The 23,839-nt window shown below is 44.6% G+C and carries 19 protein-coding genes; 12 read left to right on the plus strand and 7 right to left on the minus strand.

What is annotated here, in order from left to right; genetic code table 11:
• Positions 1–112 precede the first annotated feature (112 nt).
• On the minus strand, positions 113–2,932 hold the full coding sequence (locus RH949_RS24250; RefSeq protein ID WP_446356736.1) for a pentapeptide repeat-containing protein: 2,820 nt from the start codon (positions 2,930–2,932) through the stop codon (positions 113–115).
• Positions 2,933–3,204: 272 nt separating this feature from the next.
• A complete protein-coding gene (locus RH949_RS24255; protein WP_446356738.1) occupies positions 3,205–3,684 on the minus strand; it encodes a hypothetical protein in 480 nt (159 codons plus the stop codon).
• 318 nt (positions 3,685–4,002) lie between these two features.
• Here RH949_RS24255 and RH949_RS24260 point away from each other — a divergent pair, with 318 nt between their 5' ends.
• The 6 genes from RH949_RS24260 (at position 4,003) to RH949_RS24285 (ending at position 11,150) form a co-directional block, all read left to right on the plus strand.
• Positions 4,003–4,506: a type IV pilin-like G/H family protein gene (locus tag RH949_RS24260; RefSeq protein WP_446356740.1), complete on the plus strand. Its 504-nt coding sequence runs from the start codon at positions 4,003–4,005 to the stop codon at positions 4,504–4,506.
• 474 nt (positions 4,507–4,980) lie between these two features.
• Positions 4,981–5,481 carry a hypothetical protein gene (locus RH949_RS24265; protein ID WP_446356742.1) on the plus strand — a complete coding sequence of 167 codons (501 nt, stop codon included), beginning with the start codon at positions 4,981–4,983 and terminating at the stop codon, positions 5,479–5,481.
• Between the two features lie 384 nt (positions 5,482–5,865).
• The gene (locus tag RH949_RS24270; protein WP_446356744.1) at positions 5,866–7,365 is read left to right on the plus strand and encodes a glycosyl hydrolase family 57; all 1,500 of its coding nucleotides are present in this window, start codon (positions 5,866–5,868) and stop codon (positions 7,363–7,365) included.
• Between the two features lie 185 nt (positions 7,366–7,550).
• Positions 7,551–9,146: a hybrid sensor histidine kinase/response regulator gene (locus RH949_RS24275; protein ID WP_446356746.1), complete on the plus strand. Its 1,596-nt coding sequence runs from the start codon at positions 7,551–7,553 to the stop codon at positions 9,144–9,146.
• A 169-nt stretch (positions 9,147–9,315) separates the two neighbouring features.
• Positions 9,316–11,025, plus strand: a complete 1,710-nt coding sequence (locus RH949_RS24280; RefSeq protein ID WP_446356748.1) for an EamA family transporter — start codon at positions 9,316–9,318, stop codon at positions 11,023–11,025.
• On the plus strand, positions 10,992–11,150 hold the full coding sequence (locus tag RH949_RS24285) for a hypothetical protein (protein ID WP_446356750.1): 159 nt from the start codon (positions 10,992–10,994) through the stop codon (positions 11,148–11,150). Before RH949_RS24280 ends, RH949_RS24285 begins: the two co-directional genes overlap by 34 nt.
• 91 nt (positions 11,151–11,241) lie before the next feature.
• Here the strand turns inward: RH949_RS24285 and RH949_RS24290 are convergent, their stop codons facing one another.
• From RH949_RS24290 to remA, 3 genes are all read right to left on the minus strand, one after another.
• The gene (locus RH949_RS24290; RefSeq protein ID WP_006102714.1) at positions 11,242–12,228 is read right to left on the minus strand and encodes a GGDEF domain-containing protein; all 987 of its coding nucleotides are present in this window, start codon (positions 12,226–12,228) and stop codon (positions 11,242–11,244) included.
• A gap of 387 nt (positions 12,229–12,615) precedes the next feature.
• Entirely contained in the window at positions 12,616–13,167 is a 552-nt protein-coding gene (gene gmk, locus RH949_RS24295) for a guanylate kinase (protein ID WP_446356753.1), read from the minus strand.
• Positions 13,168–13,182: 15 nt separating this feature from the next.
• Positions 13,183–13,449 carry an extracellular matrix/biofilm regulator RemA gene (gene remA, locus RH949_RS24300; protein WP_006102648.1) on the minus strand — a complete coding sequence of 89 codons (267 nt, stop codon included), beginning with the start codon at positions 13,447–13,449 and terminating at the stop codon, positions 13,183–13,185.
• A gap of 245 nt (positions 13,450–13,694) precedes the next feature.
• Here remA and RH949_RS24305 point away from each other — a divergent pair, with 245 nt between their 5' ends.
• A complete protein-coding gene (locus RH949_RS24305; RefSeq protein WP_446356755.1) occupies positions 13,695–15,581 on the plus strand; it encodes an Rqc2 family fibronectin-binding protein in 1,887 nt (628 codons plus the stop codon).
• 327 nt (positions 15,582–15,908) lie between these two features.
• Here RH949_RS24305 and rsmI read toward each other — a convergent pair whose 3' ends face one another.
• On the minus strand, positions 15,909–16,745 hold the full coding sequence (gene rsmI / locus RH949_RS24310; RefSeq protein ID WP_446356757.1) for a 16S rRNA (cytidine(1402)-2'-O)-methyltransferase: 837 nt from the start codon (positions 16,743–16,745) through the stop codon (positions 15,909–15,911).
• A gap of 387 nt (positions 16,746–17,132) precedes the next feature.
• On the opposite strand from rsmI, the gene RH949_RS24315 reads away from it, so the two are divergent.
• Genes RH949_RS24315 through RH949_RS24325 form a run of 3 tightly spaced genes read left to right on the plus strand, consistent with a single transcriptional unit; the run spans position 17,133 to position 20,005 of the window.
• Entirely contained in the window at positions 17,133–17,549 is a 417-nt protein-coding gene (locus tag RH949_RS24315; protein WP_446356759.1) for a hypothetical protein, read from the plus strand.
• Between the two features lie 3 nt (positions 17,550–17,552).
• Positions 17,553–19,397, plus strand: coding sequence for a hypothetical protein (locus tag RH949_RS24320; RefSeq protein ID WP_446356761.1), 1,845 nt, complete (start codon positions 17,553–17,555; stop codon positions 19,395–19,397).
• A 5-nt stretch (positions 19,398–19,402) separates the two neighbouring features.
• Positions 19,403–20,005: a PAP/fibrillin family protein gene (locus RH949_RS24325; RefSeq protein WP_446356763.1), complete on the plus strand. Its 603-nt coding sequence runs from the start codon at positions 19,403–19,405 to the stop codon at positions 20,003–20,005.
• A gap of 193 nt (positions 20,006–20,198) precedes the next feature.
• On the opposite strand, the gene hemC is transcribed toward RH949_RS24325, so the two are convergent.
• A complete protein-coding gene (gene hemC / locus RH949_RS24330; protein WP_446356765.1) occupies positions 20,199–21,164 on the minus strand; it encodes a hydroxymethylbilane synthase in 966 nt (321 codons plus the stop codon).
• A 159-nt stretch (positions 21,165–21,323) separates the two neighbouring features.
• Here hemC and RH949_RS24335 point away from each other — a divergent pair, with 159 nt between their 5' ends.
• The gene (locus RH949_RS24335; protein ID WP_006102639.1) at positions 21,324–21,923 is read left to right on the plus strand and encodes a class II aldolase/adducin family protein; all 600 of its coding nucleotides are present in this window, start codon (positions 21,324–21,326) and stop codon (positions 21,921–21,923) included.
• A gap of 624 nt (positions 21,924–22,547) precedes the next feature.
• The gene (locus tag RH949_RS24340; protein WP_446356768.1) at positions 22,548–23,528 is read left to right on the plus strand and encodes a cysteine peptidase family C39 domain-containing protein; all 981 of its coding nucleotides are present in this window, start codon (positions 22,548–22,550) and stop codon (positions 23,526–23,528) included.
• Positions 23,529–23,839: the final 311 nt, after the last annotated feature.

A 23,839-nucleotide genomic window follows, 5' to 3' on the forward strand; every position in this document is an offset into this window, starting at 1 on the left:
TGTAGGGGCGGGTTTTACTACTATCTTCTCGGTGACACCCCGATGTAACTAAACCCGCCCCGACTCAGGTTTCTCTCTCCGAGAAGGCTTCACCTACATTCCTCAACCGCACCTACAAAGTTTGCTCGGTTTCTTGAGAGCTAATCGGTACTTTACCCTCAAGGATTGTTCCCTTAAGATTCGCCCCGTCAAGATTCGCCCCGTCAAGATTTGCCCGTGTCAGATTTGCCCGTGTCAGATTTGCCCTTTCAAGATTTGCCCTTTCAAAACGCGCCCATGTAAAATTCGCCCTTTTAAGATTTGCCCTTTCAAGATTTGCTCGGACAAAGATTGCCCCTAAAAGATTCGCCCTTAAAAGATTTGCCCCTAAAAGATTTGCCTTCAAAAAATTCGCCCCTGTAAGATTCGCCCCTGTAAGATTTGCCCCTTCAAGATTTACCTTGTCAAGTCTTGCCCCCATAAGATTTGTCCCTTCAAGATTTGCCCCTTCAAGATTTGCGTATTGAAGATGTGTATTGAGAAGATTCGCTCTTTTAAGATTTGCTTTTTTTAAATTCGACTCATAGAAATCTTTGAAACTAAGTATGCAGTCTTGCAAGTCTAAAAAACTTAAGCAACTCAGGCAAAACCCATGTGAACCAAATCGTTGTCCTTGCAGCCGGGAAATCCAGATACCAAAAGCATCTGGAGAATGCCATTTAATTTCCGAACATTTCTTCGTCAAACGCGCACAACTATTAAGAACCGCTAACAATGCTTCCTCCGCATTCCGTGCTTGTCGGTTTTCTTCCTGAAAATTAGGACGAGGTTCTAGCCTTTCCATAGGCATTCCGTGCTTCAACATAAAACCAATCAGATGACATAGAGTATCCTGCCAATTTGCCACATCCTCTGGCTGTTTTTGATAATGCAGCCGCATTTCATCTAAAACAAACTCAAACAAATATTTATCCATCGCCGTAGAACCACAGGCTAACGCCCAGCGATGTAACGCCCGACGTTCATCCCAGTCTTCATAAGGATCATCATCGCGGGCTTCTAATTTGCGGTGGATATACCGCACTTCTTGGACAATGCGTCGGGCGGTTAAATATTCGCCAAAACTTTTGTGGGTAAATTCAAAGGTTTTGTCACCGGAATCATTATGTCCACTTTGACGGAAATAGAACGCCGTCATCAAACGAGTAATGCTAGCTTTCGCATCATCTTGAAAGCCTTCTTGAAATCGCTTGAGTAGGGTTTTTAGATTGCTGTTGTCACAATGGTTTTCAATGTCTCGCACGGTAGTTGTCCGCCCATTACCATGCCAAGCAGCGAGGGCAATTTCTTCGAGAATCCGAATAAAATCTCTTTCCTCAATTCCCTGAATGGCTCTATGTTGATGTCCTGCCCATCCTCGCTCATAAATCGCTTTGAGTAAGTCATTATAAATGGCATTTAAGTTAGTGTCTTTGGAAAAGGTTAGTTTTCCCCGTCTTAAACTGAGAGCCACTAGATAATTGAGCAAGGGTTGAGCGGTAATTTCGGTTAAATTACCCTGGTCTAATTCATTGGGTAAACCCCTATAGCCATAATCAGTCACAGTACCATAATTTTGCCACCAATTCTGGCGCTGGTCTTGTTCTAGTAGCTGGTTCTCATCGACATAATCTTTTCGCTTATCTTCAGGGACAAAGTAGGGTAAAACGTGCAGGATTTGTCCCTCTTTGCGAAAGTCGGTTTGATTCGCATGAACTGCCAATTCTCGTCCGGCAATGAGTACCTGTAAGCATAGTTTTTGCTGGTTTAATCGGTCAACTGTACGCTGGACTTCTCGGACAAAATCTTGGGCGATTTTCTCGGCAATTTTCCCCTGCATCGCTAACTCATCTAGTCCATCAAAAATAATCAATAGGCGAGATTCGCGACAGTCGGCGGCTAGGGGATTGTGCGGTAAGATGCCGTCTGTATGGATAAATTTACCCACTGCCTCAATCAGATCATCGGCGGGGTTAAAATGATGCAGGGGAATAAATAAAACCCGAATCTTATCTGTTTCTGCTAGGTTGGCGGCAAACATTTTAGCCAAGGAGGATTTGCCACTCCCCGGACTGCCACTAATTAAGCGAATGGCATCATCTTTTTTGGCTTGATTCAGCCAGGTTTTGAGTTCTTTGTCTAACTCAATGACGACGCGCTCAAATTGATCACGACTTGCCAGTCTTGGGTCTAATTCTTCCGGATTTTGTCCTTTAACTTTACGCTTATAGTACGCCCGTAGCGGCACATAGACGCGCTTGAGGCTAAAGGCTTCTAAAAACATCGGTTCTTCCACTTGTTTTTGTAGCCAAGTTTCATATTTGAACCATGCCTGAATGCGTTGATTGGCTTGGGTAAAAGGAGTATCTAACTGTTCTTTGAGTCCAGCATAGTCTTTAGCATGACGCCTCCACTCATCATGTAGTGCGGCGGCAAAGTAGATGGGGAGTCGGTCACTGATGGCAATGGCGTCGGCTTCACTGAGGTTACACTGCTTTAACCAGTCCCTAAAAGCAGGTTTAACCGCTTGAATAATCGGGTCTTTATCGGGATGGTTAAAAAACTTTTGATTTAAAATTAAGCGGCTAGTCGCTAATGCCTGTTTAATTCCCTTGTTTAAGGGTTTTAGATTAAAAGTTTTGGGTTCAAGTTCTGTTTTCTCATCAACCAGATTCTTGATGGCTTGAAGTAATGAGCGAAAAACTAGCCACCACCCTTTTTCATTAGCATTTTCAGCTAAATTGAGGGCAGATAGGGCTTCAACCCCATCCCCGGCTAAACTATCCCACTTGCCAAAAAAGAAATCAATCCCTCCTTTCCCTACGGCTTTTGAGAATTCTTTTAAGTTAAGTTCCATTGGTTTGTGAACCAATGGAGTCGGCTGGCTGATGGGAATTCCAGATTCGTTTGTCATGATGGGTTTAGGGGAATTGTTACCGGATGATAATGTAGAGACGCGCCATGGCGCGTCTCTACAGGGTATCGGAACAGGGCATTTTGACCTCGAAACACGGCATTTCGACTTCAGAACACGGCATTTCGACTTCAGAACACGACAGTTGGAGTTCGGAACACGAAACTTGGAGTTCGGAACACGACAGTTGGAGTTCGGAACACGAAACTTGGAGTTCAGAACACGACACGCCGAGTAAAAGACTCAAATGACCGATTTCTGAGGGTCAACAGTTAGGATTGTTCTGGCGTAGTCGAGTCTTCACTCTTCGGCTTGCGGGATTTCCGGGCAAATCGTTGTCCCATTTCCTCGACAACATTATCCAAACCGCCGACATTCCCACTGGCTTTAGCATAGTTATACACCTGCAATGCAGCAGTATAGGCTTCACTACCCACCGCCAAATAGGTATCATCGAGTAATTCGTGTAATTGTGCGATCGCCAGCAACAGGGGATACAATGTTTCCGACAATTGTACATCCTTGCGAAATTCCTCGATATCAAAGGATCTGGGTAAGAAGTCGGGATTCTGTGTCGCCACCTCTAACGCTTTACTGACAAAGGCTTGACTCTTATCCCCCATCTTAGGTAATGTTTTGCGTTCCTCTGGACTCAAATCGACTAAGAAGGGTAAGTTGGTTTTAATCGTCGCTACCGCTTGCATCACAGCTTCTCGTTGTTCTGGTGTTAATGTTGCGCTAATTGGAGTCATGGTTTTCGAGCCTACTCTAACGACTATTTTACCAATCTTCCCCAACTCTCACCTTGGCGATAGTATTTCCTTCTCTCCCCCAGCTTGCAGGTGTCGGTTGTTTATTTCATGGATAGACGCCAATAAATTCAACCGAATATAGGGTCAAGGTTTCCTTAGATGAAGGATAGATTATTCTCTTGCTCCCCTCTCCCGTGCGTGGGAGAGGGGCTGGGGGTGAGGGGTTAAAATAAAGTCGATGAGAAGTCGATGAGTTCTCAGTCAGAATCTCAAAACCTTACCTGATTTAATCAAGGTGTAGAGTTAAATCATAATCTTATGGGCAGGAAAACTGGAACAGATGCAACTGGCGTAGGATGCTTTGTAGGATTGATGTTACTGATAGCCGGATTTATTTACATCCTTGCACCCATGTCTTGGAATCAAGGGAATAAAATTAGACAGTCAGAAGGTAAACAATATATTGGCTCAATGAATCGCGCCCAGCAAGCTTACTATTTAACTAAACAAAGCTTTAGCGGTAATATTTCTGATCTAGGTTTGGGTATCAAGACTGAAACAGAAAGCTACGCTTACTCAACTCAGATAACTGACAAGGCTGCATTTAACTATGGCATATCTCGTAAGGACAAAGTTCGGAGTTATGTCGGTGGTGTTTTTGTCGTTCCCGCAACTGACGTTGATGCTGATGCTGCATCGGATGAAATAACTACAGTTGCTATTCTATGTGAAGCGGATACACCGGGTTCAATTAAACCTGTAGTACCTACCTATCAAAAGGGTGAACTGGCTTGCGGTGAAGGGACAATCTTACTCAGATAGGAATAAGTTGAACAATTCTGCAACTGCTTCGTTAATTTAGGGTTGCTTACATTAATGAAGTATTTAGATAAGGGCGCAAGCCTTCATCCGTGTCAACTTAAGCTCAACCCCTCTCCCACGCCAGCCCTCACCCCCAGCCCCTCTCCGACCCCCCTCGTTCCCCCCTACAAGAGGGGGGATGACAGAGGATACTTCGTTTTTGTGGCAGGGGGGAGGACAGATGATGCTTCGCTTTTTTGGCAGGGGGGAGGACAGAGGATGCTTCGCTTTTATGGCACGGGAGAGGGGAGCAAGAGCATCCGATCCCCCTTCTCCCCACGGTGGGAGAAGGGGTTAGGGGATGAGGGGGAAATGTCAAGCAGTAAATAGACACAGCTTAAAACCTCGTCAGCATTGGTTTTCTACCTTAAGTTGACACGGATGGCAAGGATGGTGCCCCTACATTTGGACTAAACCCTTATGACGGATTGAACTATGGTTATTTTGGAAAAAACCCCCACCCAACTGAAACTTCGACATCGCCCCTATTTTATTTGGCAACTCTCTGGATGCTTAGTGTTTAGCGTTCCTTTACTCATTGTTCTCGTCAGCTTAGTCCTACCTTGGATTGTTTATATGTTAGGCTTGTATGCCTTATTCGCATTTAATCTAGTGGCGGGTATTCTATTACTGGTTTGTGCAGGACGTATTTTTATCTATCACTTTGACAAAGAGACAAACAGTCTCTTGATTAAACGCCGAGGATTATTTAAAACTCAAGTCACGTTGTATCCCCTAAGCGATATTTTCCAGGTGCAACTCAAATCCACAAGCTGGAATCAGGCTCAGACAAGTAACTATCAAATCGCGATTATTTTTAAATCAGGGAAACAGTTGTCTATTAAATCGGAAGGAAAAACCCTACAGCAAAAGCTGGAGATAGTCAACCTGATTCGTCGATTTCTGGATATGTCACCACAGAAACTAGCTGATTAATCTCTACCTTACTACCCTCTGCCTGATTCGTAAGTAAGTTGTTGGAAATAAACCTAAATAGAATGTCACTGACTGGTAAGCTGTCATGCATTTAAATTGGGTATTAGTAGCGAGCAAGATGCAAAGCCTGCGGCATGGCTTCGCTAAACGCACTACTGGTATGATAGTGGGTTGAGCCAAGTCGAAACTAACCCTATGATAAATTAAGGATTTCGGTAAGCCAAAACTGCTTATTGAGCGTGCCATTCACCCTAAATATATTAACTTGTATCAATAATCCTCAAACCCTTACCAAGAACAAATGACAAATGACATAAACGAATGACGAATGACGAATGACGAATTGTGTATGCTAGCAATAGCACAATCATCGAGGAAAGGATCATGAGTGCAGTAACCTCAACCCCGAATCAACCCGCTTTAGCGGAATTACGAGAAGGATTACCCAATATTTGCGGGTGGGAAGACAATATTCGGGCGGTGGTACAACAAGACGAACCTGTATTTTTACCGACAACCAATCTCCGCCTCGAGGATATCACTTCAGGATTCGCTTGCGCCTTACATCTGCACCAACCCACGGTTCCAGCAGGGGCGAATGGTGAATTGATTAGCAATCTCCAATATATGTTTGAACATCCCCAGGAAGGAGATAACCATAATGCCGAACCCTTCGCCGGGTGTTATCGTCGTATGGGTGATTTTATTCCTCAACTGGTAGCTGAGGGATGCAATCCTCGGATTATGCTGGATTATTCGGGGAATTTGTTGTGGGGATTCCAGCAAATGGGGCGGGAGGATATCCTGAATAATCTTAAGCGGATTACCTGCGATCGCGCTTATCAGCCTTATGTGGAATGGCTGGGAACGATGTGGAGTCATGCGGTTGTTCCCTCTACCCCAATTCCTGATATTAAACTGCATATTCAGGCATGGCAACATTATTTTGCCGCTATGTTTGGGTACGATGCCTTAAAGCGGGTGAAAGGCTTTTCGCCACCAGAGATGCATTTACCCAATCATCCTGATACTTTGTATGAATATATCAAAGCGCTGAAAGACTGTGGCTATCGCTGGTTAATGGTACAGGAACATTCTCTGGAAAATCTGGATGGTTCGGGATTATCGCAGGATCAGAAATATGTCCCCAATCGTTTAGTGGCTCGCAATTCCCAGGGTGAAACAATTTTTATCACAATTTTGGTTAAAACACAAGGGTCAGATACCAAATTAGTGGCACAAATGCAGCCCTATTTTGAGGCAAAGGGGCGGGGTAAGCAGTCAATTGGCAATCATTCGATTCCCTCCTTAGTCACCCAAATTGCTGATGGCGAAAATGGGGGAGTAATGATGAACGAATATCCCCGTGATTTGTTTCGCATTTACCATGAAATCCGTGACCAAGGCGGCGGAAAAACGGGTGTCGTGCCGATGAATGGGACGGAGTATTTAGAATTACTAGAAGCAGCAGGTGTTAATCCAGAAGAGTATCCTCCTTGTCAAGCCGTTGGTCAACATAAAATTTGGCAACGAGTCGATCTAGATAATATTACACCTGATGCCGTCGCGAGTGCGATCGCAGACTTAACAGCCACCGATCATCAATTCCATGTTGATGGGGCATCATGGACAAATGATTTAAGTTGGGTGAAAGGCTATGAAAATGTCTTAGAACCCATGAATCAACTCAGTGCGGCGTTTCATCTGAAGTATGACCCCTTAGTGCAGCAAGATCCATCAGTGACGCAGCGAAGTGATTATCAGCAAGCGTTATTGTATACGTTGTTACTGGAGACCAGTTGTTTTCGCTATTGGGGACAAGGAATGTGGACAGATTATGCCCGTGAACTTTACCAACGCGGTGAAGCGATTATTAAGGGTTAGTTATCTTTCGTCATTTGTAAAGTCGGGGCGGGTTTAGTTACATCTGGGTGTAACCAAAAAGATAGTAGTGAAACCCGCCCCTACCCACTCTCCCTCATCTTCCCCATCTACCCTAATGTTATCGGTTCACCATCCTTGGGAATACTGAGTCCAGATTTGTCTGTGTGCTAAATAGGAGTCCAAGGATGTTAACCGCAACAGGGAATGATCCTCAAAAATCGCCAGTGATCCTCGTTGCTGATGACGATCGCTTCACACGAGTGATGTTACGTCAACTGCTGGAAAAAGAGGGATATCAGGTGATCGAGGCAGAAAATGGGGAGAAATGTTTAGCGGCGTATCAGCAGTACCAGCCGGATATGGTGCTGTTGGATGCGTTGATGCCAGTGATGGATGGTTTCATCTGTTGCCAAAAACTACAAACCTTTACACAGACTCCCGAACAAAAGAGCGATCGCGCGTTGCTGGGTATCCCGGTGCTAATGATTACCGGGCTTGAGGATCAAAAGTCCATTGATTCAGCATTTGCTGCTGGCGCGATCGATTATGTGACTAAACCCTTACATGTCCCCGTCTTACTCCAACGTATTCGTCGTCTCCTCGCCGCAAGTTGGGCAGAAAAAGCACTGCGACGCAGCGAACAACAATATCGATCCGTCGTAGAAAATGTTAAAGAAGTTATTTTTCAAATTGACCCCAATGGTAACTGGGAATTTCTCAGTCCAGCTTGGACAAAGCTGATGGGGTTTACTCTAGAAGAAACCTTAGGAACGCCTTTTCTTGAGTATGTTCATCCTGACGATTGCCAACTCCAGAAAGAATTATGGCAATCTATCCTAACTGGGGCAAACGTTGGTTTTCAACGAGAGATTCGATACGTCACCAAAACCGGAGCAACTCGTTGGCTAGAAATTCATGCCCATGCCTCACAGGTTACTAACGGTAAATTTACGGGTCTTTCTGGTATTTTGCATGATATCACAGAACGGATCTATGCCGCTGCATTAGAAAAAGAAAAAATCCGGCTAGAAACGGAAATAATTGAACGCCAGCGCAGCGAGACGATGATTCGCCAAGCCTTAGAGAAAGAGAAAGAACTGGGTGAATTGAAATCTCACATCATTACCACCATTTCCCATGAATTCCGGACTCCCCTAACCACGATTCAATCCTCTAGCGAATTATTGAAACTCTACGATAAAAAATTAACTGAGGACAAAAAGCTAAAACATTTCCAAAAAATTGGCTTGTGTGTTGAACATATTACCCAACTCCTAAATGATGTGATTCTGATTGGTCAATCGGAAGCCGGACAACTGAAGTTTAATCCTATTTCCCTGGAGGTGGCAGATTTATGTCATGACCTAATTGAGGAATTCCAAAGTAATCTAGATCCGCGATATACCCTCAAGGTGTTTATTGCAGAATCTCCCATCAAAGGGTTATTCGACGAGGCTATGTTACGGAAATCATTAAATCACTTGCTCTCCAATGCTGTCAAATATTCCCCCAAAGGAGGCACGATTACTTTCCAGTTAGGCTGTCACTCAGATAAGGTAACCGTCCAGATTCAAGATGAAGGAATTGGCATTCCGTCCATAGACCAATCCCGATTATTTGAATCGTTTTATCGGGGAAGTAATATTAGTACTATTGGTGGCACTGGATTAGGACTCGCCATTGTCAAAAAATATGTGGACTTACATGGCGGTCAAATCCAAATTGAGAGTGAAGTCGGCATCGGCACAACCGTTACTGTTACCCTACCTATCAATCAGTAACAAAAATTGAGCAAGCAGGGAAACAAGTTTCCTCCAACTAGCGATTCATCTCACGGTCAATCAAAGATTCGACCGTGAGGTTTCTCGCCGATTATGCTAAAATTCAACATCCGACTCAAAGCAGTGAACTTATTACTGCAAGGCATAGACTAACCGAGTGGTATTGGAAATGGGGCAACTAGACAATCAACTGGACAACGGGGAGAATCGAGAACAACAAGCTGCCGATCTCTTGCAATCCATGACCGAGAGTATTGAGGGCATAGAGACATTGCGTCACAGTCTCATGACCCAGTTTACTCAGGAGATTGAACAGCTACAACAAGAGAAAGCCCAGTTAAGCGAGGAAATTAAAACGCTGCACAATCAACGACAGCAGCACTTGACTCAACCGCCAGCACTGACGTCTGAGATTGCCCCAGCCTTTGCCAACCAATTGCAAGATTTACTCAGCCAGCAACTCCAACAACTTGCCCAATCCTCAGAAAGACTATCCGTTGATCAGACGGTGGGAAATCATCAGCAAACTATCCAGGAATTAGTGGCTTCCTTAGATAACACGCTGAGAACTACATTTAGAACCCTGCAACAGGATCTGAATAGCTATCAAAGCTCAATGTCTCAACAGTTGAGCCAGATGTACAGTCTCCAGGAACAAGCCGAGGTGATTCTAGAGACACTGGTGAATCGACTCAAAGCTGAAATTCCTCCCCCATCCTCTACCTTTGAACCCCGTTCTCAACTTCCTCCCGCCGCCCCTAATCCTCTAACGTTAACAGCGCCGGATCAGGATGGATCTTCTCCTCGTTCCAATCAGGGCGAAATCGTCAGATCCCCTGCTGAATCACCTTTACCTGTTGTTCCACCTACCCAGCTTCAAAAAGGTCCGCCAAAACAATCCACGGGGAAACGGCTGGTTGGGTTAGTGCTGGTGTTATTATCGTTGCTAGCTCTAGCATTTGAAAACGTTTTTGTCAATATTATTTTTAATGCCATAGCGATTGCGGGATTCCCAGAACCAGTGGGTGGTTTTTGGATGCCGACGTTAGGAAATACCTTACTGGTACTATGGTCGCGGATGTTGGTAGTTGTACCTCTGATGGCAATCTTGAGTCGGGGATTTTATCGGGGGGTGTGGCGAGATATTCAACAGGTTCTGCAATCGCGCAATTGGGGTTTATTCGGTACTCTCTTCTGTAGCGGGTTTTTCCTATTCTTATCCAAAGTATTGCTGTATTGGGGATTAGGAATCATTGCGCCCGGTGTGGCTGTGATTATTTTCTTTATCTATCCCATCGTGCTATTACTCTTAAGCGATCGCTTTAATCGATGGAGTCATTTCATTCCCTTCGCGATGGTAATTGCCGGGTTTGTGCTAACGACTCTACCCAGTGGTAGCGGAGAACTGTCACAATTAGGCGTTACCCTGGCATCAGGGGCGGCGATTGCCTTTGCCCTGCATTTAATGCTAATGCAAAACTTGGCAAAACAGTTTCATCCGATGCCAATTCTGTTGCTGAACTTAGCCATCGTTCTGATATTTTCTGCCTTGGGTGTAATGATATCTTTCCCAGCATCGTGGGGTGTAGTATTTGCGCCGAGTTTAAGTTCAAATCTAGTGATTAGTGGTCTGGTTTTAGGCGGTGTTACTCTAATTAGTTATGTCTGCAACACCATAGGAATTGCCAGAAGCGGTGCAGCTAGCGCTTCTGTTTTGGGGGCTACGTTACCGATTTTAACCGCACTCTTGGCTTGGATTCTGATTCAAAGTCCATTAACAGTTCCTCAAGTCGTGGGTATGGTGCTGGTAACCTTAGGAGTAGCGGCTTTAACCATTGTGCGATCATGTTATCCCAGAAGCAGGGGAGCAGGAGAGTAGGGGAAGCTGGGGGAGCTGGGGGAGCTGGGGAAGCTGGGGAAGCGGGGGAAGCTGGGGGAGCTGGGGGAGCGGGGGAAGCTGGGGGAGCTGGGGGAGCGGGGGAAGCGGGGGAAGACGGTGAATAAGGGCGGGTTTTGTTGATACGTTATGATTAACCGAGTTTTATAAATGGCTAAACCCGCCCCTACAATATAACTTTTGAATTGAGCAAGGTAATCAGGATGCTGTGACAATGCGATCGCGCCCTCCAGTAATTGCTAAATTCAGGGCGATATGAGCCGCTTGTAGCACTTCCTTTGCCGTCTTACCATGTTCAGCAAAACTGGCTATCCCCGCAGAAATGGTCAGAGAACCCAGGGATTGACCGCGATAGTCTAAGCTGAGTTGCTGAATACTCTGTCGCAGTTGTTCAGCGCGTCGTTGGGTGACAGCTAACGCGGCTTCTGGTAAAAGTAAGAGAAATTGTTGACCACCGTAACGACAGGCAATATCAGACGCCCGAACTTGGCTGGGTAATAACAACCCAATCTCGCGCAACAGCAAATCAGCTACAGATTTGCCAAATCGCTGGTTTAACTGTTCCATCTCATCAATTTCCAATAAGATTACCCCAATAGGCTTGGGTTGACGTTGAGACTTACGGATTTCTCGTTCAAAGCATTCTTCCAGGTAACGTCGGTTATAAAGTTTCGTCAGCGGATCTCGAAACGTCTGGGTTTTCAGCGTTTCTCGCAGTTTTAAGTTCGCTAATGCCAAGCCAATATGCTTCGCTACCCTTTCTGCTAATTGTCGAGTTTGGGCAATTCGCCCCCGTTGAAGTGAACTGACAGACAACAAACCCACCGTGTCTCCATGGGCAATCATGGGAACACAAAAAGTTTCCACGGCGGGAGAATTAGCGCGAATATGCTGGCAGTTTAAACAATACTGGGTATCGTCCACCAAATTAGCCTGTCCGCGTCGTAATGCTAGGCATTCGTGGGGCGAAAAGACCGAATCGCTTGTCAACGGGATAGAACCCCAAGTCGCGATCGCCTCCAGTAAGTTTTTTGAGGAGTTCATGACAAAAATCGCCCCAATTTCATCGGGAAAAAGCTGTTGGACTAAGGGTTCAATAGTTGTACATGCCTCTTCCACCGAATAACTGGATTGAAGTGAATCAATCAATTGTTCGAGTACAGGGGTATTTAATTGAGTCTGCATGCTTACCTGCGGTTTTCAATGGTGAGAGATTATCGTGATGCCCCTGATATTGGTTCTTCTATACTGGCATTGTTATTTGTCATTCGTCATTTGTCATTCGTCCTTCGTCATTCGTCCTTCGTCATACTCGCTCCCTTGAGAAGCAAGCTACGTAAAGTCGGGGCGGGTGTAGGGTGCGTTAGCGTTCGCGAAGCGTTCCCGAAGGGTAGCGTAACGCACCTTTCCAACGATAGTAGTGAAACCCGCCCCTACACCATCTTCCCTATCTTCCCCATCTGACACACCGAGCGTGTTACTGAGCGAAGCGTTCGACTGAGCGCTCACGCCGAAGTCCGAAGTAAGTCGAGGTGTTCCCCATCTCCCTCATCTTCCCATTTACTCCGCCCCTCAAAAAATAGCTGCTTCTAGCTTCGATAGTGCCTCTTCCAGGTTGTCATTAACAATTTGTACATCAAATTCATCCGCCGCCTCGATTTCAGCTTTGGCTCGTTCTAGGCGTCGCGCGATCGCCTCCTCACTATCCTGACCCCGCCCCCGAAGACGCTGTTCGAGTTCCGCAACATTGGGAGGCAGAATAAAGATACGCAAGGCGGTGGGAAAGGTTTGTTGAATTTGCCTTGCTCCCTCTAGTTCAATTTCTAGCAGGACAGACTCACTCCGTTGAATATGCTGTTCTACGGGTTTGCGGGGTGTACCATAATAATTTCCCGCATACTCTGCCCATTCCAATAACTCATTGGCGCTGACCATCTGCTGAAACGTATCCTGACTGACAAAATAATAATGTTGTCCCTCCACTTCATGAGGGCGGGGTTGACGGGTAGTGGTGGAAATCGATAGGTACAGTTGCGGATGTCTAGTCAAGAGTAAACGGACTAGAGTTCCTTTCCCCACGCCACTTGGACCAGTCACTACAATCAGTCTGCCTGGTTTGATCATCGGTTTCTTGTCGAGTTAATTGGTACTGGTTGCCCCATCTTTGCCAATGACAAAGCGATGAGCAACCGTTTCTGGCTGAATCGCTGATAAAATGACATGGCTAGAATCGGTAATAATGACAGCTCGAGTGCGCCGCCCATACGTTGCATCAACCAGTTGTCCGCGATCGCGAGCATCTGTAATGATACGCTTAATAGGAGCAGACTCTGGAGAAACGATTGCCACGACACGGTTTGCCGAAACAATGTTACCAAAACCGATATTGATCAGTTGAATGTCCATGAAAAAATAACGGCAAAAGCCGCTTGAGGAGCGATTACGAGGGATTTGATTTCAATGTTATCTACAAAAATTTAGGCTTACAAGGTTAAATTGCACAGAAAACCTGAATTTTCGGGTTGACGCTAAAAAAAGAGTAGATTTGCTTGCCATAAATGCGGCTTACTTGTCATCGGCTATTGAGTAGATAGTCAGAGGACAACGGACACCAATTTATACGAGACACCGTTACACCCCATCACGAAGACATGCAACAGGTTGACTTTACGACCTTGACAGCCGCTTGTGCAGAGTTACAAGCGGGTTGGATACCAGGACGACTGGAAAAGGTTTATCAGCGCGATCGCTTTACTATTGCTCTATGCTTACGAACGCTTCAGGGTAGAGGATGGCTGACGCTGGCTTGGCATCCCCAAGCCGCCCGAATTTGCTTGGCTGATCCGCCGCCTCGCCTACCGGATACGTTTACGTTTAGTGATCAACTGCGACATCAGTTAAATGGGTTGGCGCTAGTCGGAATTCAGTTTATTGCCCCTTGGGAGCGAGTATTAGACTTGCAATTTGCCCGACGCCCCGGAGATCCGATTCTCTGGCATCTGTATGTAGAAATTATGGGTAAATATAGTAACGTTATCCTTACAGATGATAAAAATATCATTGTCACCGCCGCCCATCAGGTGAGTTCTCAGCAATCGAGTGTCCGTCCGATTCAAACGGGTCAGCCTTACGAACATCCGCCAGCATTGTTGGGGGATTTACCCAGTTTAAGTGAGTCCCAGGAGCGTTGGCAAGAACGAGTTAGCTTAGTTCCCGGAGCGTTAAAACGGCAGTTACTTAAAAGTTATCGGGGATTAAGTCCAGCTTTGGTACGTTCTATGATCCAAGCGGCTGATTTAGATCCCAACCAATCCACGGAAACGTTAAAGACAGAAGATTGGCAACGGTTATTTCAGCGCTGGCAAGAATGGCTATGGGCGCTGGAGAAGTGGGGTCAAGTTGTAGGGGCGGGTTTTACAGATAACGTCTTGGAGAAAACTGATCACTTAACTAAACCCGCCCTGGTTGGGGAAGATGGGGGCGGGTTTAGTCACATCGGGGTGACAACAAACGATAATAGTCAAACCCGCCCCTACACAATCAAACCGGGTTGGACAGAGGATGGATATAATGTGCTGGGTTGGGGTGTGATTAAACCTGCTCCAAATATCCAGGTTTTACTGCATCATTACTATACAGATCAACTGAATCGACAAGAGTTTAGCCGACTGCATAACCAACTGACTCAGAAAGTCAACAATTTTTTAGGGCGATCGCGCTCCAAGGCGTTAGGCTTTGAACAACGGTTACAGCAATCGGAACAGGCGGATGAGTATCGTCAACAAGCTGACTTATTGATGGCACATCTGCAAGATTGGCAACCGGGAATGAACCAGATCACGGTTCTGGATTTTGAAACCAATCAACCGTTGACGATTTCCCTCGATTCTGACAAAAATGCCGTACAAAACGCTCAAGCCCTCTATAAACGTCATCAAAAGCTGAAACGGGCGCGTCTGGCGGTTGTACCGTTACTGCAAGAGGTGCAAGGGGAAGTTGAGTATTTGGAACAGGTTGAGGCATCTTTAATTCAGATTGATCGCTATACGACGCCAGAAGACTTGCAAGCGTTACAGGAAATCCGCGAGGAGTTGATTGGGCAAGGGTATTTGGATGTTCGAGATCAACGCAGTCGGGATGTCACCGAAGCATCTGAACCGTACCGATACCGCACGCCCAGTGGGTTTGAATTGTTAATTGGTCGTAACAATCGCCAAAATGACCAGCTCACATTTCGCACGGCTGGGGATTATGACTTGTGGTTTCATACCCAGGAGATTGCTGGGAGTCATGTCTTATTACGCTTAGATCCGGGGGCTGTTGCGGATGAGGCAGATCTCCAGTTTGCGGCTGACTTAGCTGCCCATTATAGTCGAGGTCGTCAGAGTGATGTGGTGCCTGTGGTGTATACTGAGCCGAAGTATGTTTATAAGCCCAAGGGGGCTAAACCGGGAATGGCGATTTACAAGCGAGAACGGATCGTGTGGGGGCGTCCTCAACAGGCTGAACACTATCGGATGGCAGATATCTCTGGTTAAGAATGTAAATTTTGATAAAAAACGTATTCTCTGTTACGATAAAAATATAAAGAAATCTTAAGCTGTGCGCTTGGGAACGGGCAGCAGATTTCCTCCAAAAACGACAACAAAATTTGTAGCACATAAAAGACCATCTGTCAAGTTGATGGTCTTTTTCAGTTATTTGTCTTATGTCATTCGTCATTCGTCATTTGTCCTTCGTCTGATATACCGGAGGGTGGGTTGAGCGAAGTCGAAACCCACCAGCCTTAATTCAGCGCCAAGAAGAGGGCGGGTTTCGTTGTCTGGTTTAAAGTGTGTCTGTTCATTGAATCCCTAAACCCGCCCCTACGGGATCTCGGTTAACGATAGTGCCATTTGGTAAAGGTGGCGTCGCGGCAGATTGGTGAGGTGAGATAATTGACGGGCGGCTTGCGATCGCGAAAGTCCTTGATTAATTAGTTGACTGAGTTCGGCTTTGAGGGCGGCTTCCGAGAGGACGGGGGTTTCAGCAGGTGCGCCAGCAAGGATGAGGGTAAATTCACCTTTGGGTTCGTGGTCAGTGTAATATGCGATCGCCTCTTCAATGGTGCCTCGCCAGAACTGTTCGTGTAACTTAGTTAATTCCCGCGCTAGGACGATTGGACGAGAGGGACTAAAGATAGTGACGAAATCTTGTAGGGTTTGCTGGAGACGGTAGGGCGATTCGTAAAAAATTAACGTTCTCGATTCAGCCGCTAACACCTCTAACCGTTGTTGGCGTTCTTGTCCACTCGCGGGTAAAAAGCCTTCAAACACAAATCGATCTGTGGGGAGTCCAGAGGCGCTGAGGGCAGTAATTCCAGCCGTAGCACCGGGGATGGGGATCACTGTAATTCCTGCTTCTATTGCCCCCTGGACGAGTTCATAACCGGGGTCAGATATACTCGGCATTCCCGCATCGGTAACCAGGGCGATAGTTTTTCCTGTGGTTAACTGATTCAGCAATTCAGGTAGGCGCTGCTGGCGATTGTGCTGGTGGTAACTGATTTGAGGGGTTTTAATTTGAAAATGCTGCAATAGTTTTCCCGTATGGCGGGTATCTTCGGCGGCGATAAGATCGACGGTTTGTAAGATGCGTATCGCCCGGAAGGTCATATCTTCTAGGTTGCCAATTGGCGTCCCGACAACATACAGTGTCCCCATTTGTCTAATTTAATACCTGCTGACCTTGTTACTCTAGCTTTTTTTTGGGCTAGAATCGACAAGGACATCTTGAGTCGAAGTTACTAGAGGTGGGCTATCGCGGCTCTGCCGATACTAGCGAAGCATTTTATGGAGTAGCGTAACGGCGGTTTTGGTTCTAGGGAAAGATTAGACAGACGGCTAATTTCTTTTTTCAGAACCTTATTTGGAGATTATGGGAAATTCAGTCAAACCAATTCAAAAAATTCTTTTTGGCAGTCCCGAAATTTAAAGGATTATAAAATTAGCCTTCCTCCTAATTTATCCATTCTTGCTACCATCAATACCTCTGATGAGTCAATTTACTATCTAGACAGTGCTTTTAAGAGGCGTTGGGATTGGGAGTATGTGAATGCTCCTAGTCAGGCTGACATAACAAATAAAAACGTACCAGCTATAATATTACAAGCAACTTTGGAACTAGATAATGATGAGCATATAGAGTGGTATAGATGTATTGTAGGCATCAATGAGTTTATCAAATCTCATCATCAAAGTATTAGAAGAGTAGAAGATAAACAAATGGGTTGGTGGTTTATTAAGCCTCATGATGGAAAAGTTTCGCTAGATCAAGTAAAAGATAAAGTCATGTTCTATTTGTGGGATAGTGTATTTGCCAGAGACAAAAGACCTTTAGTACAACTTTTCACAGAATCATTTGACATAAGCTTAACTACTTATGCCGATTTTGTGATTTATGCAAAAGAGTTTATGGAAGATATGCATGATAGGATACCTGCTTTAAAGTCTGAAAATGAGTTTTGAATAATGATAGATTTTCAAGAACTGCAATTAGAGGTTAATGAAACCTATTCGTTTGTAGGTATAGAAAGACGCAAGTCCCAGCTAATCTTCTGTTTGCCTAAAGGATTTGATCCAAGCTTGTTTACTACTTACGATAGCAAGCGAGACTTATTTTTTCAGTTTTATAGGATATTGAATCATTTTAAATTAATTTGCCTCCAGAAAGATTATCTTAAAGCTGATATCAAAACTCAGGATAGGGATGGTGTAATCAGAAATCAGGGAAGTATTCAGCAAATCAGCTTACCTGATGTTGAGATAGAAGAGAATATTTTTTACTCGAAGTTAGATCTGATTGGTTCTATTCTCAACGCTTATGATGAGCTTAAAATATTGTCTTTGGCTGATAGGTTGGGAAAATCTGAGAAAATAGACTACAGCAAACTGCATTCATTTCTACACCGTGCGGTGTATCTGGATAATGGCGCAGCATATATTGATGATATGACATTACCCCGGCAGATGATACATTACCAGTCCACTGATATCGTTGGTATGTACTGCTATATCCTGGTAGAGGTTAAGCAGCAGTTGCATGAATCGGTTAGCGGTGAAGTTGCTGCTTTAGCCGAACGGTTTAAACACAAGTATATTAATGCCGAGGCTGGCTTATTTCATGATGAGTATAGTAGTCAAACGGTTGATAGTCTTAAAGATACACTGGAATTAATTGATAGAAACACTGCCCTTAAAGATACAGATTACTGGTATTTTTTCGATGCCATTGAGTTATTTTTGTATGGGAAGCTATCCCAAGCTGATGAAGGAGAAATTTGGGGAATAAATAATTTTTATAGCGTTTGGGAGTCCATGTGCCTGACGTACTTAGCAAAGACAGTATCACCCGAATATATTTTGCACTTAGATACCAGATTTATCTCTAATGATGTAGTGTCATTAGTTAATAGTAATACCAAGATATTGGCTCTAGCTAATGTCTTTAGTATTAATGGTAGGCGATTAGTACCAGATGCGGTTATATTTTCTACTGGTTTCAACGAATTTAGGTGGAGAGAAAAAAATACTATTTTCTTGAGAAAACAATCATATAATGGGAAGACATGGAATGACTATGGCTATACAACTAAATTCGAGTCACATGATTTTGCTGAAGTTGATTTGAAAATAGCTTATGAAGGTCAGCCTTTAAATAAACATACTTTTGAAGAGTTAGGAAAAGTTTATAGGAATCAAAATAATCAACTCATTATCAATAATCAATTGCCTAGCAATTTTTATTCCTTTTGGGAAATAGATCTTAAACAGTTAAGTTTCAAATCGCTAGATACGATATTTAGGCTAAATCACGTTTTTTACGTGGCTTTAAATAAAGCTATCTTTACTCCAGGTAAATTTGAGAAATTTTTATTGGATGAGTTTGGTTTTAATAAAGACAATGTATTTGATAACTCCTTGTTTAGACGTGGGCTAAGAAAATTAACAACACAAGAATTAATTGATGAATTTACAAATTTTATTGATAAAATTACAAATTTTTACCGCACAGTATGCTCCTTAAAAGTGATTGACATAAAATACTTATCCCTAGCCTACTGTCGCGATGTTAAGAATCGCCGTCATCTTAAAAAAGAAAGTATCAGAAAACAATTTGTCTATGAATATCTATTGCAGCAATTTCTTGGTGGCAATGATATTTTAAAGAATTTAGAGATTAAGAGTAATTTCTGGATACCTTCCTACCAAAATGATTCTGAGATCATCAAGGAAGTTGAGCCAGAGTACCTAGATGGATATATTAGTTTAAAAAATATCAATTTTGGCGCTATTGCTAATAGCTACTTAGATTAGCCGAAATGTCATCAACAAAAATACAACTCCTGGAACGAATAGAAGCGTTAGGGCTACAGCAAGCCCTATTTCCCGCAAATGGAGAGCCAATCAATGAAATTGTATACCAGCTAGAAAGCATCAATCCTATCCCCAACCCACTCCACCCCGATTCTCTCCCCTCTCTATTGGGTAACTGGGAATTGATTTACGCCTCAAGAGGAACCGTTGTCACCCGCCAACTGGCATCAATTCCAGATTTGGGGGGAACCCTAACAATCAAACGGGTGTGGCAGAAATTACTTGCAGGCGATACCCATAAAATCTTTGCCTCTAATGGCGCATTTCTGGACTTACCTCTGCTAGGAGAGTGGCGGTTACAGGCTGATGGCGTTTGGACGTGGGACACTCCCGATCGCACCGCTAATGTTACCTTTAATGCATTCTCCCTGCAAGCAACCAAACCCTTTAATCTGAAAAACTGGAGCCTTCCAGAACTGAAAATCCCCGTCTGGGAATTCTTCCGCAATCAGGCTTTATGGACAACCTCCTACCTCGATCCAGAAATTCGGGTAGGGCGAGGTGCAACAGGCAATCTGTTTGTCTTTCGTCGTCGCGATCGCCTCTGATACACAACCTTAACATTTATAGTCAGAAACTAAAAGTTTAGGGGAGAGCGCGACATAGAGGAAATTAACCGACGTCTAAATTGAATCTAATCAAAGTCCCCCTTTTGAAGGGGGATTTAGGGGGATCTAAACTTTGGGCGCTAGTCATACAAAGTCTTAATTTGACACCAATGCACGTCGGTGCGCCCCTACCTTATCGCTGAATTTGAGCGAAGATTTCGTCTAATATCTCTTGCGCCCCTTGCTGACGTAATAGTTGAGCCAGTTCAACCCCTAAGGCTTCCGCCTCAGTCGCCTCTCCAGTCACGGTATCTTTAATTAAGCTTGTCCCATCTAAACGGGCAACCATACCCGTGAGAATTAGATTATTTCCCTTGATCTCTGTATTTACGCCAATGGGGACTTGACAACCGCCTTCGAGTTCCCGTAAAAATGCCCGTTCTGCATAACACCGTTGTGCGGTTGGGGAATGTTCAATGGCTTTGAGTACATCCAAGATTTCTGGATCATCCCCCCGACATTCTATGCCCAACGCCCCTTGTCCAACGGCATGAAGGGAAATCTCCGAGGGTATAACTTGGTGGATGCGATCGCTCATATCCAATCGTTTTAACCCAGCGGCGGCTAAAATCAAAGCGTCAAACTCTCCAGCATCCAGTTTTCCGAGTCGGGTATTCAGATTTCCGCGAATATCTTTAAATGTGAAATGGGGGAAATGGTAGCGCAATTGTGCCAAACGCCGCAGGGATGAGGTGCCAATTACCGCACCTTCGGGAAGCGTATCCAGTTGCTTACCTTGGTGCTTGGCGTGAACCACCAATGCGTCAGCGGGGTTTTCGCGTTCCGTCACACACCCCAAGACTAATCCTTCTGGTAACGCGGTGGGCAAATCCTTGAGGGAATGCACCGCTAAATCAATCTCCTGATTCAGCATCCCTACTTCCAATTCCTTGGTAAAGAGTCCCTTATCACCAATCTTGGAGAGTGCCACATCCAATATTTTATCCCCGTGGGTACTCATGGTCTGGACTTCAAAGTCCCGATCCGGGTAGTGTTTGTGTAGTTGTTCCTGTACCCAATAGGTTTGTACCAAAGCCAATTGGCTTTTGCGGGAACCGATACGAATCGTGCGAGCCGGACTGGTAACAGTAGAGGACATAGAGCGATCGCGTCAAACAAATATAAAGAGTCACCTACTCTAGACTACCGCAGTTTGGTCATTCGTTCTTTGTCCTTTGTCACTCTTCCCTATTCCCTGTTCCCCGTTCCCCTTCCCCTGTTCCCTCTTCATTACCAATAACGATAGGAATAAAAGACTATGATCGATGAAGGTTACGTTAAGTATCAATGCCATTGGATTGAGACAAAACCACTTCCCTATAAACAGATTGCCGAAATTAATCAATGGCGCGATAAGCTCTATCAATTGCATCTAATCGGTATGTATGAAAATGGGATTGGTTTTGGTAATCTCAGTATTCGTTATACGCCCTCTGGTGAGTTTATCATCTCTGGCACAAAAACAGGCAGTCTTCCCCGATTAACAGAACATCACTATACTATTGTCACCGATTTTGATTTAGACCAGAATTCCTTAACCTGTACAGGACCTATCCAAGCCTCATCGGAAGCGTTAACTCATGCCACTCTCTATGCGGCAAATCCGACAATTAACGCAATTATTCACGTTCACAATCTCCCTCTGTGGCAGCAGTTAATCAACCAAGTGCCCACCACCGCCCAAGATTGTCCCTACGGCACTCCGGAAATGGCACGAGAAATTCTGCGATTATTTGACCAAGAGAATCTGATGGCAAAAAAGATTCTGGTAATGGCGGGACATGAAGAAGGAATTATTACTTTTGGCGAAACCTTAGATAAAGCGGGTAGTCTGCTTTTGCATTACTACAATAAGTAGTCGGACTACAATTGAAAAGTCATCAGTCATAATTAATAATCAATAATTCATCAGCATACCCCCGAACGCAGTGAAGGGTCAATTGTAGGGGCGGGTTTAGCCACTAACTTACCTTGTCACTGATAAATGAACAACAAAACCCGCCCTCCCCACCGATAAATGAACAACAAAACCCGCCCTCCCCACCGATAAATGAACAACAAAACCCGCCCTTATTCCGGTAGGCGCGGACATGAGACACTCATATCATTGTAGGTTGGGTTTCGACTTCGCTCAACCCAACAGAATCTAAGCGTCAAGCCCTTACTACGAACCTGCATAAGCCCAACTCGGCTAGAGATATACTGCAGTAGCCTCCACTCGCCACGGATTTACTACCCATACAGCAGCTTTCTTTGGTGAGTGCGATCGCGCCCTATAGCCATCCTATTTGAGTTGGGAGTTAGAATCCCCACAAGTCGGGATTCTCAGCCTGACTAATTCGGGTTAATTCCTATAGGTATCCCACTCAAATATTGCCCCATTATGTACTAATGTAACGGAGAGTGGGCAAGAAATCCAAAGGTTGAAACACTTCCAATTTTTGCGTTCAAAACAATCAAAGCTGCTGTTGTCAAAACAACGATGAACAGTCTATTAAAACTTCCGCTTAAACCACCCATCACATTGCTTAAAGTTCTCCTCGCTGCTTATATCCTAGGGGTTTCCCTAACCCTTTGGGCAATGCGATCGCACTATCTCATCCTATTTATTACCCTGTTTTGCCTGATTCCTCTCAGTAGCGGTGCAATTGTAGGAAATCGTTTAGCCGCCCAAATCACTCTCTCTAACAACCCAAAGAATTACCGCCGCAAGATTAATCGCATATTTCTCGCGATCGCGACAACTGCAACGGTTATTATTCTCGGTGTACAGTTCAATGTTTACCGCTTTCTACCCTTAATTGTTCGCTTATATCTCGGTGCTTATCATAAGCCCATTATCCTGGCGTTGGGATGCTTAACCTTAGGGCTAGTCGTATCAATTGAGTTGTCCGAACAACGTTCTCGCCGACAGTTACGTCTGCTGCTGGGAGTCGTCGTGGGAATGATGCTACCGTTGGTGATTATTCTGTATTACACATTACCCATAACTGGGATAGCCAGTGAAGCGTTAGTCATTGAAGGAGTTGTTCTCCAAACCACATCTCACACTTGCGCCCCAGCCAGTATCGCCACACTAGCCCGATTAGTGGGATTAGATCCGAATTTATCAGAACGAGATGTGGTTAAACTCACCCATACGACGCGAAAAGGGACTTACTCATTAAGTACAATTCGGGCAATGGAAAAGCTGGGTTTAGCGCCGAACTATCAATGGGGTTTAACAATTGATGATTTAATTGCGGCGGATCAACCGGCTGTACTGACCGTCAAAGAACCTGTAGATGGCGTAATATTTAACCATGCCATCGCCCTATTATCGGTTGATGCCAAAGCGCAAACGGTAACCGTGGGGAATCCGCTTTACGGGCGTCAAATCCTAACATTTGATCAGATGAAAGGCTATTGGATAGGTCAAGCTATATTTGTTACCTATCCACCCAAGCTAAAACACACCTTTTAAGATAGCGATCTGTGAGTAGGTTGGGTTTCGACTTCGCTCAACCCAACAGAGTACTAGCTTATGTTGCTCTCGTTCCTCGACCCAACCTACCTCTGAACAAGAATTGTAGTCGGTTAAAACCGACTTAAGCTATAAGCCAAGAACTTGAGTTCTTGGCGGCTGAGTTGGACTAGCATAATAAATTAGAATATCTTAACAATCGACTTGAGGATAAACCGTTTCAATTTCCGATTGATCGAACATAATAAGTATCAGAGCTAACTTGTTTTATTGGGAAATCCGGCAGCACGTTCCCATCGTCTTCTCCGTCT

Origin of the sequence: Coleofasciculus sp. A1-SPW-01 (assembly GCF_040217205.1) — a bacterium.
GTDB lineage: Bacteria > Cyanobacteriota > Cyanobacteriia > Cyanobacteriales > Coleofasciculaceae > Coleofasciculus > Coleofasciculus chthonoplastes_A.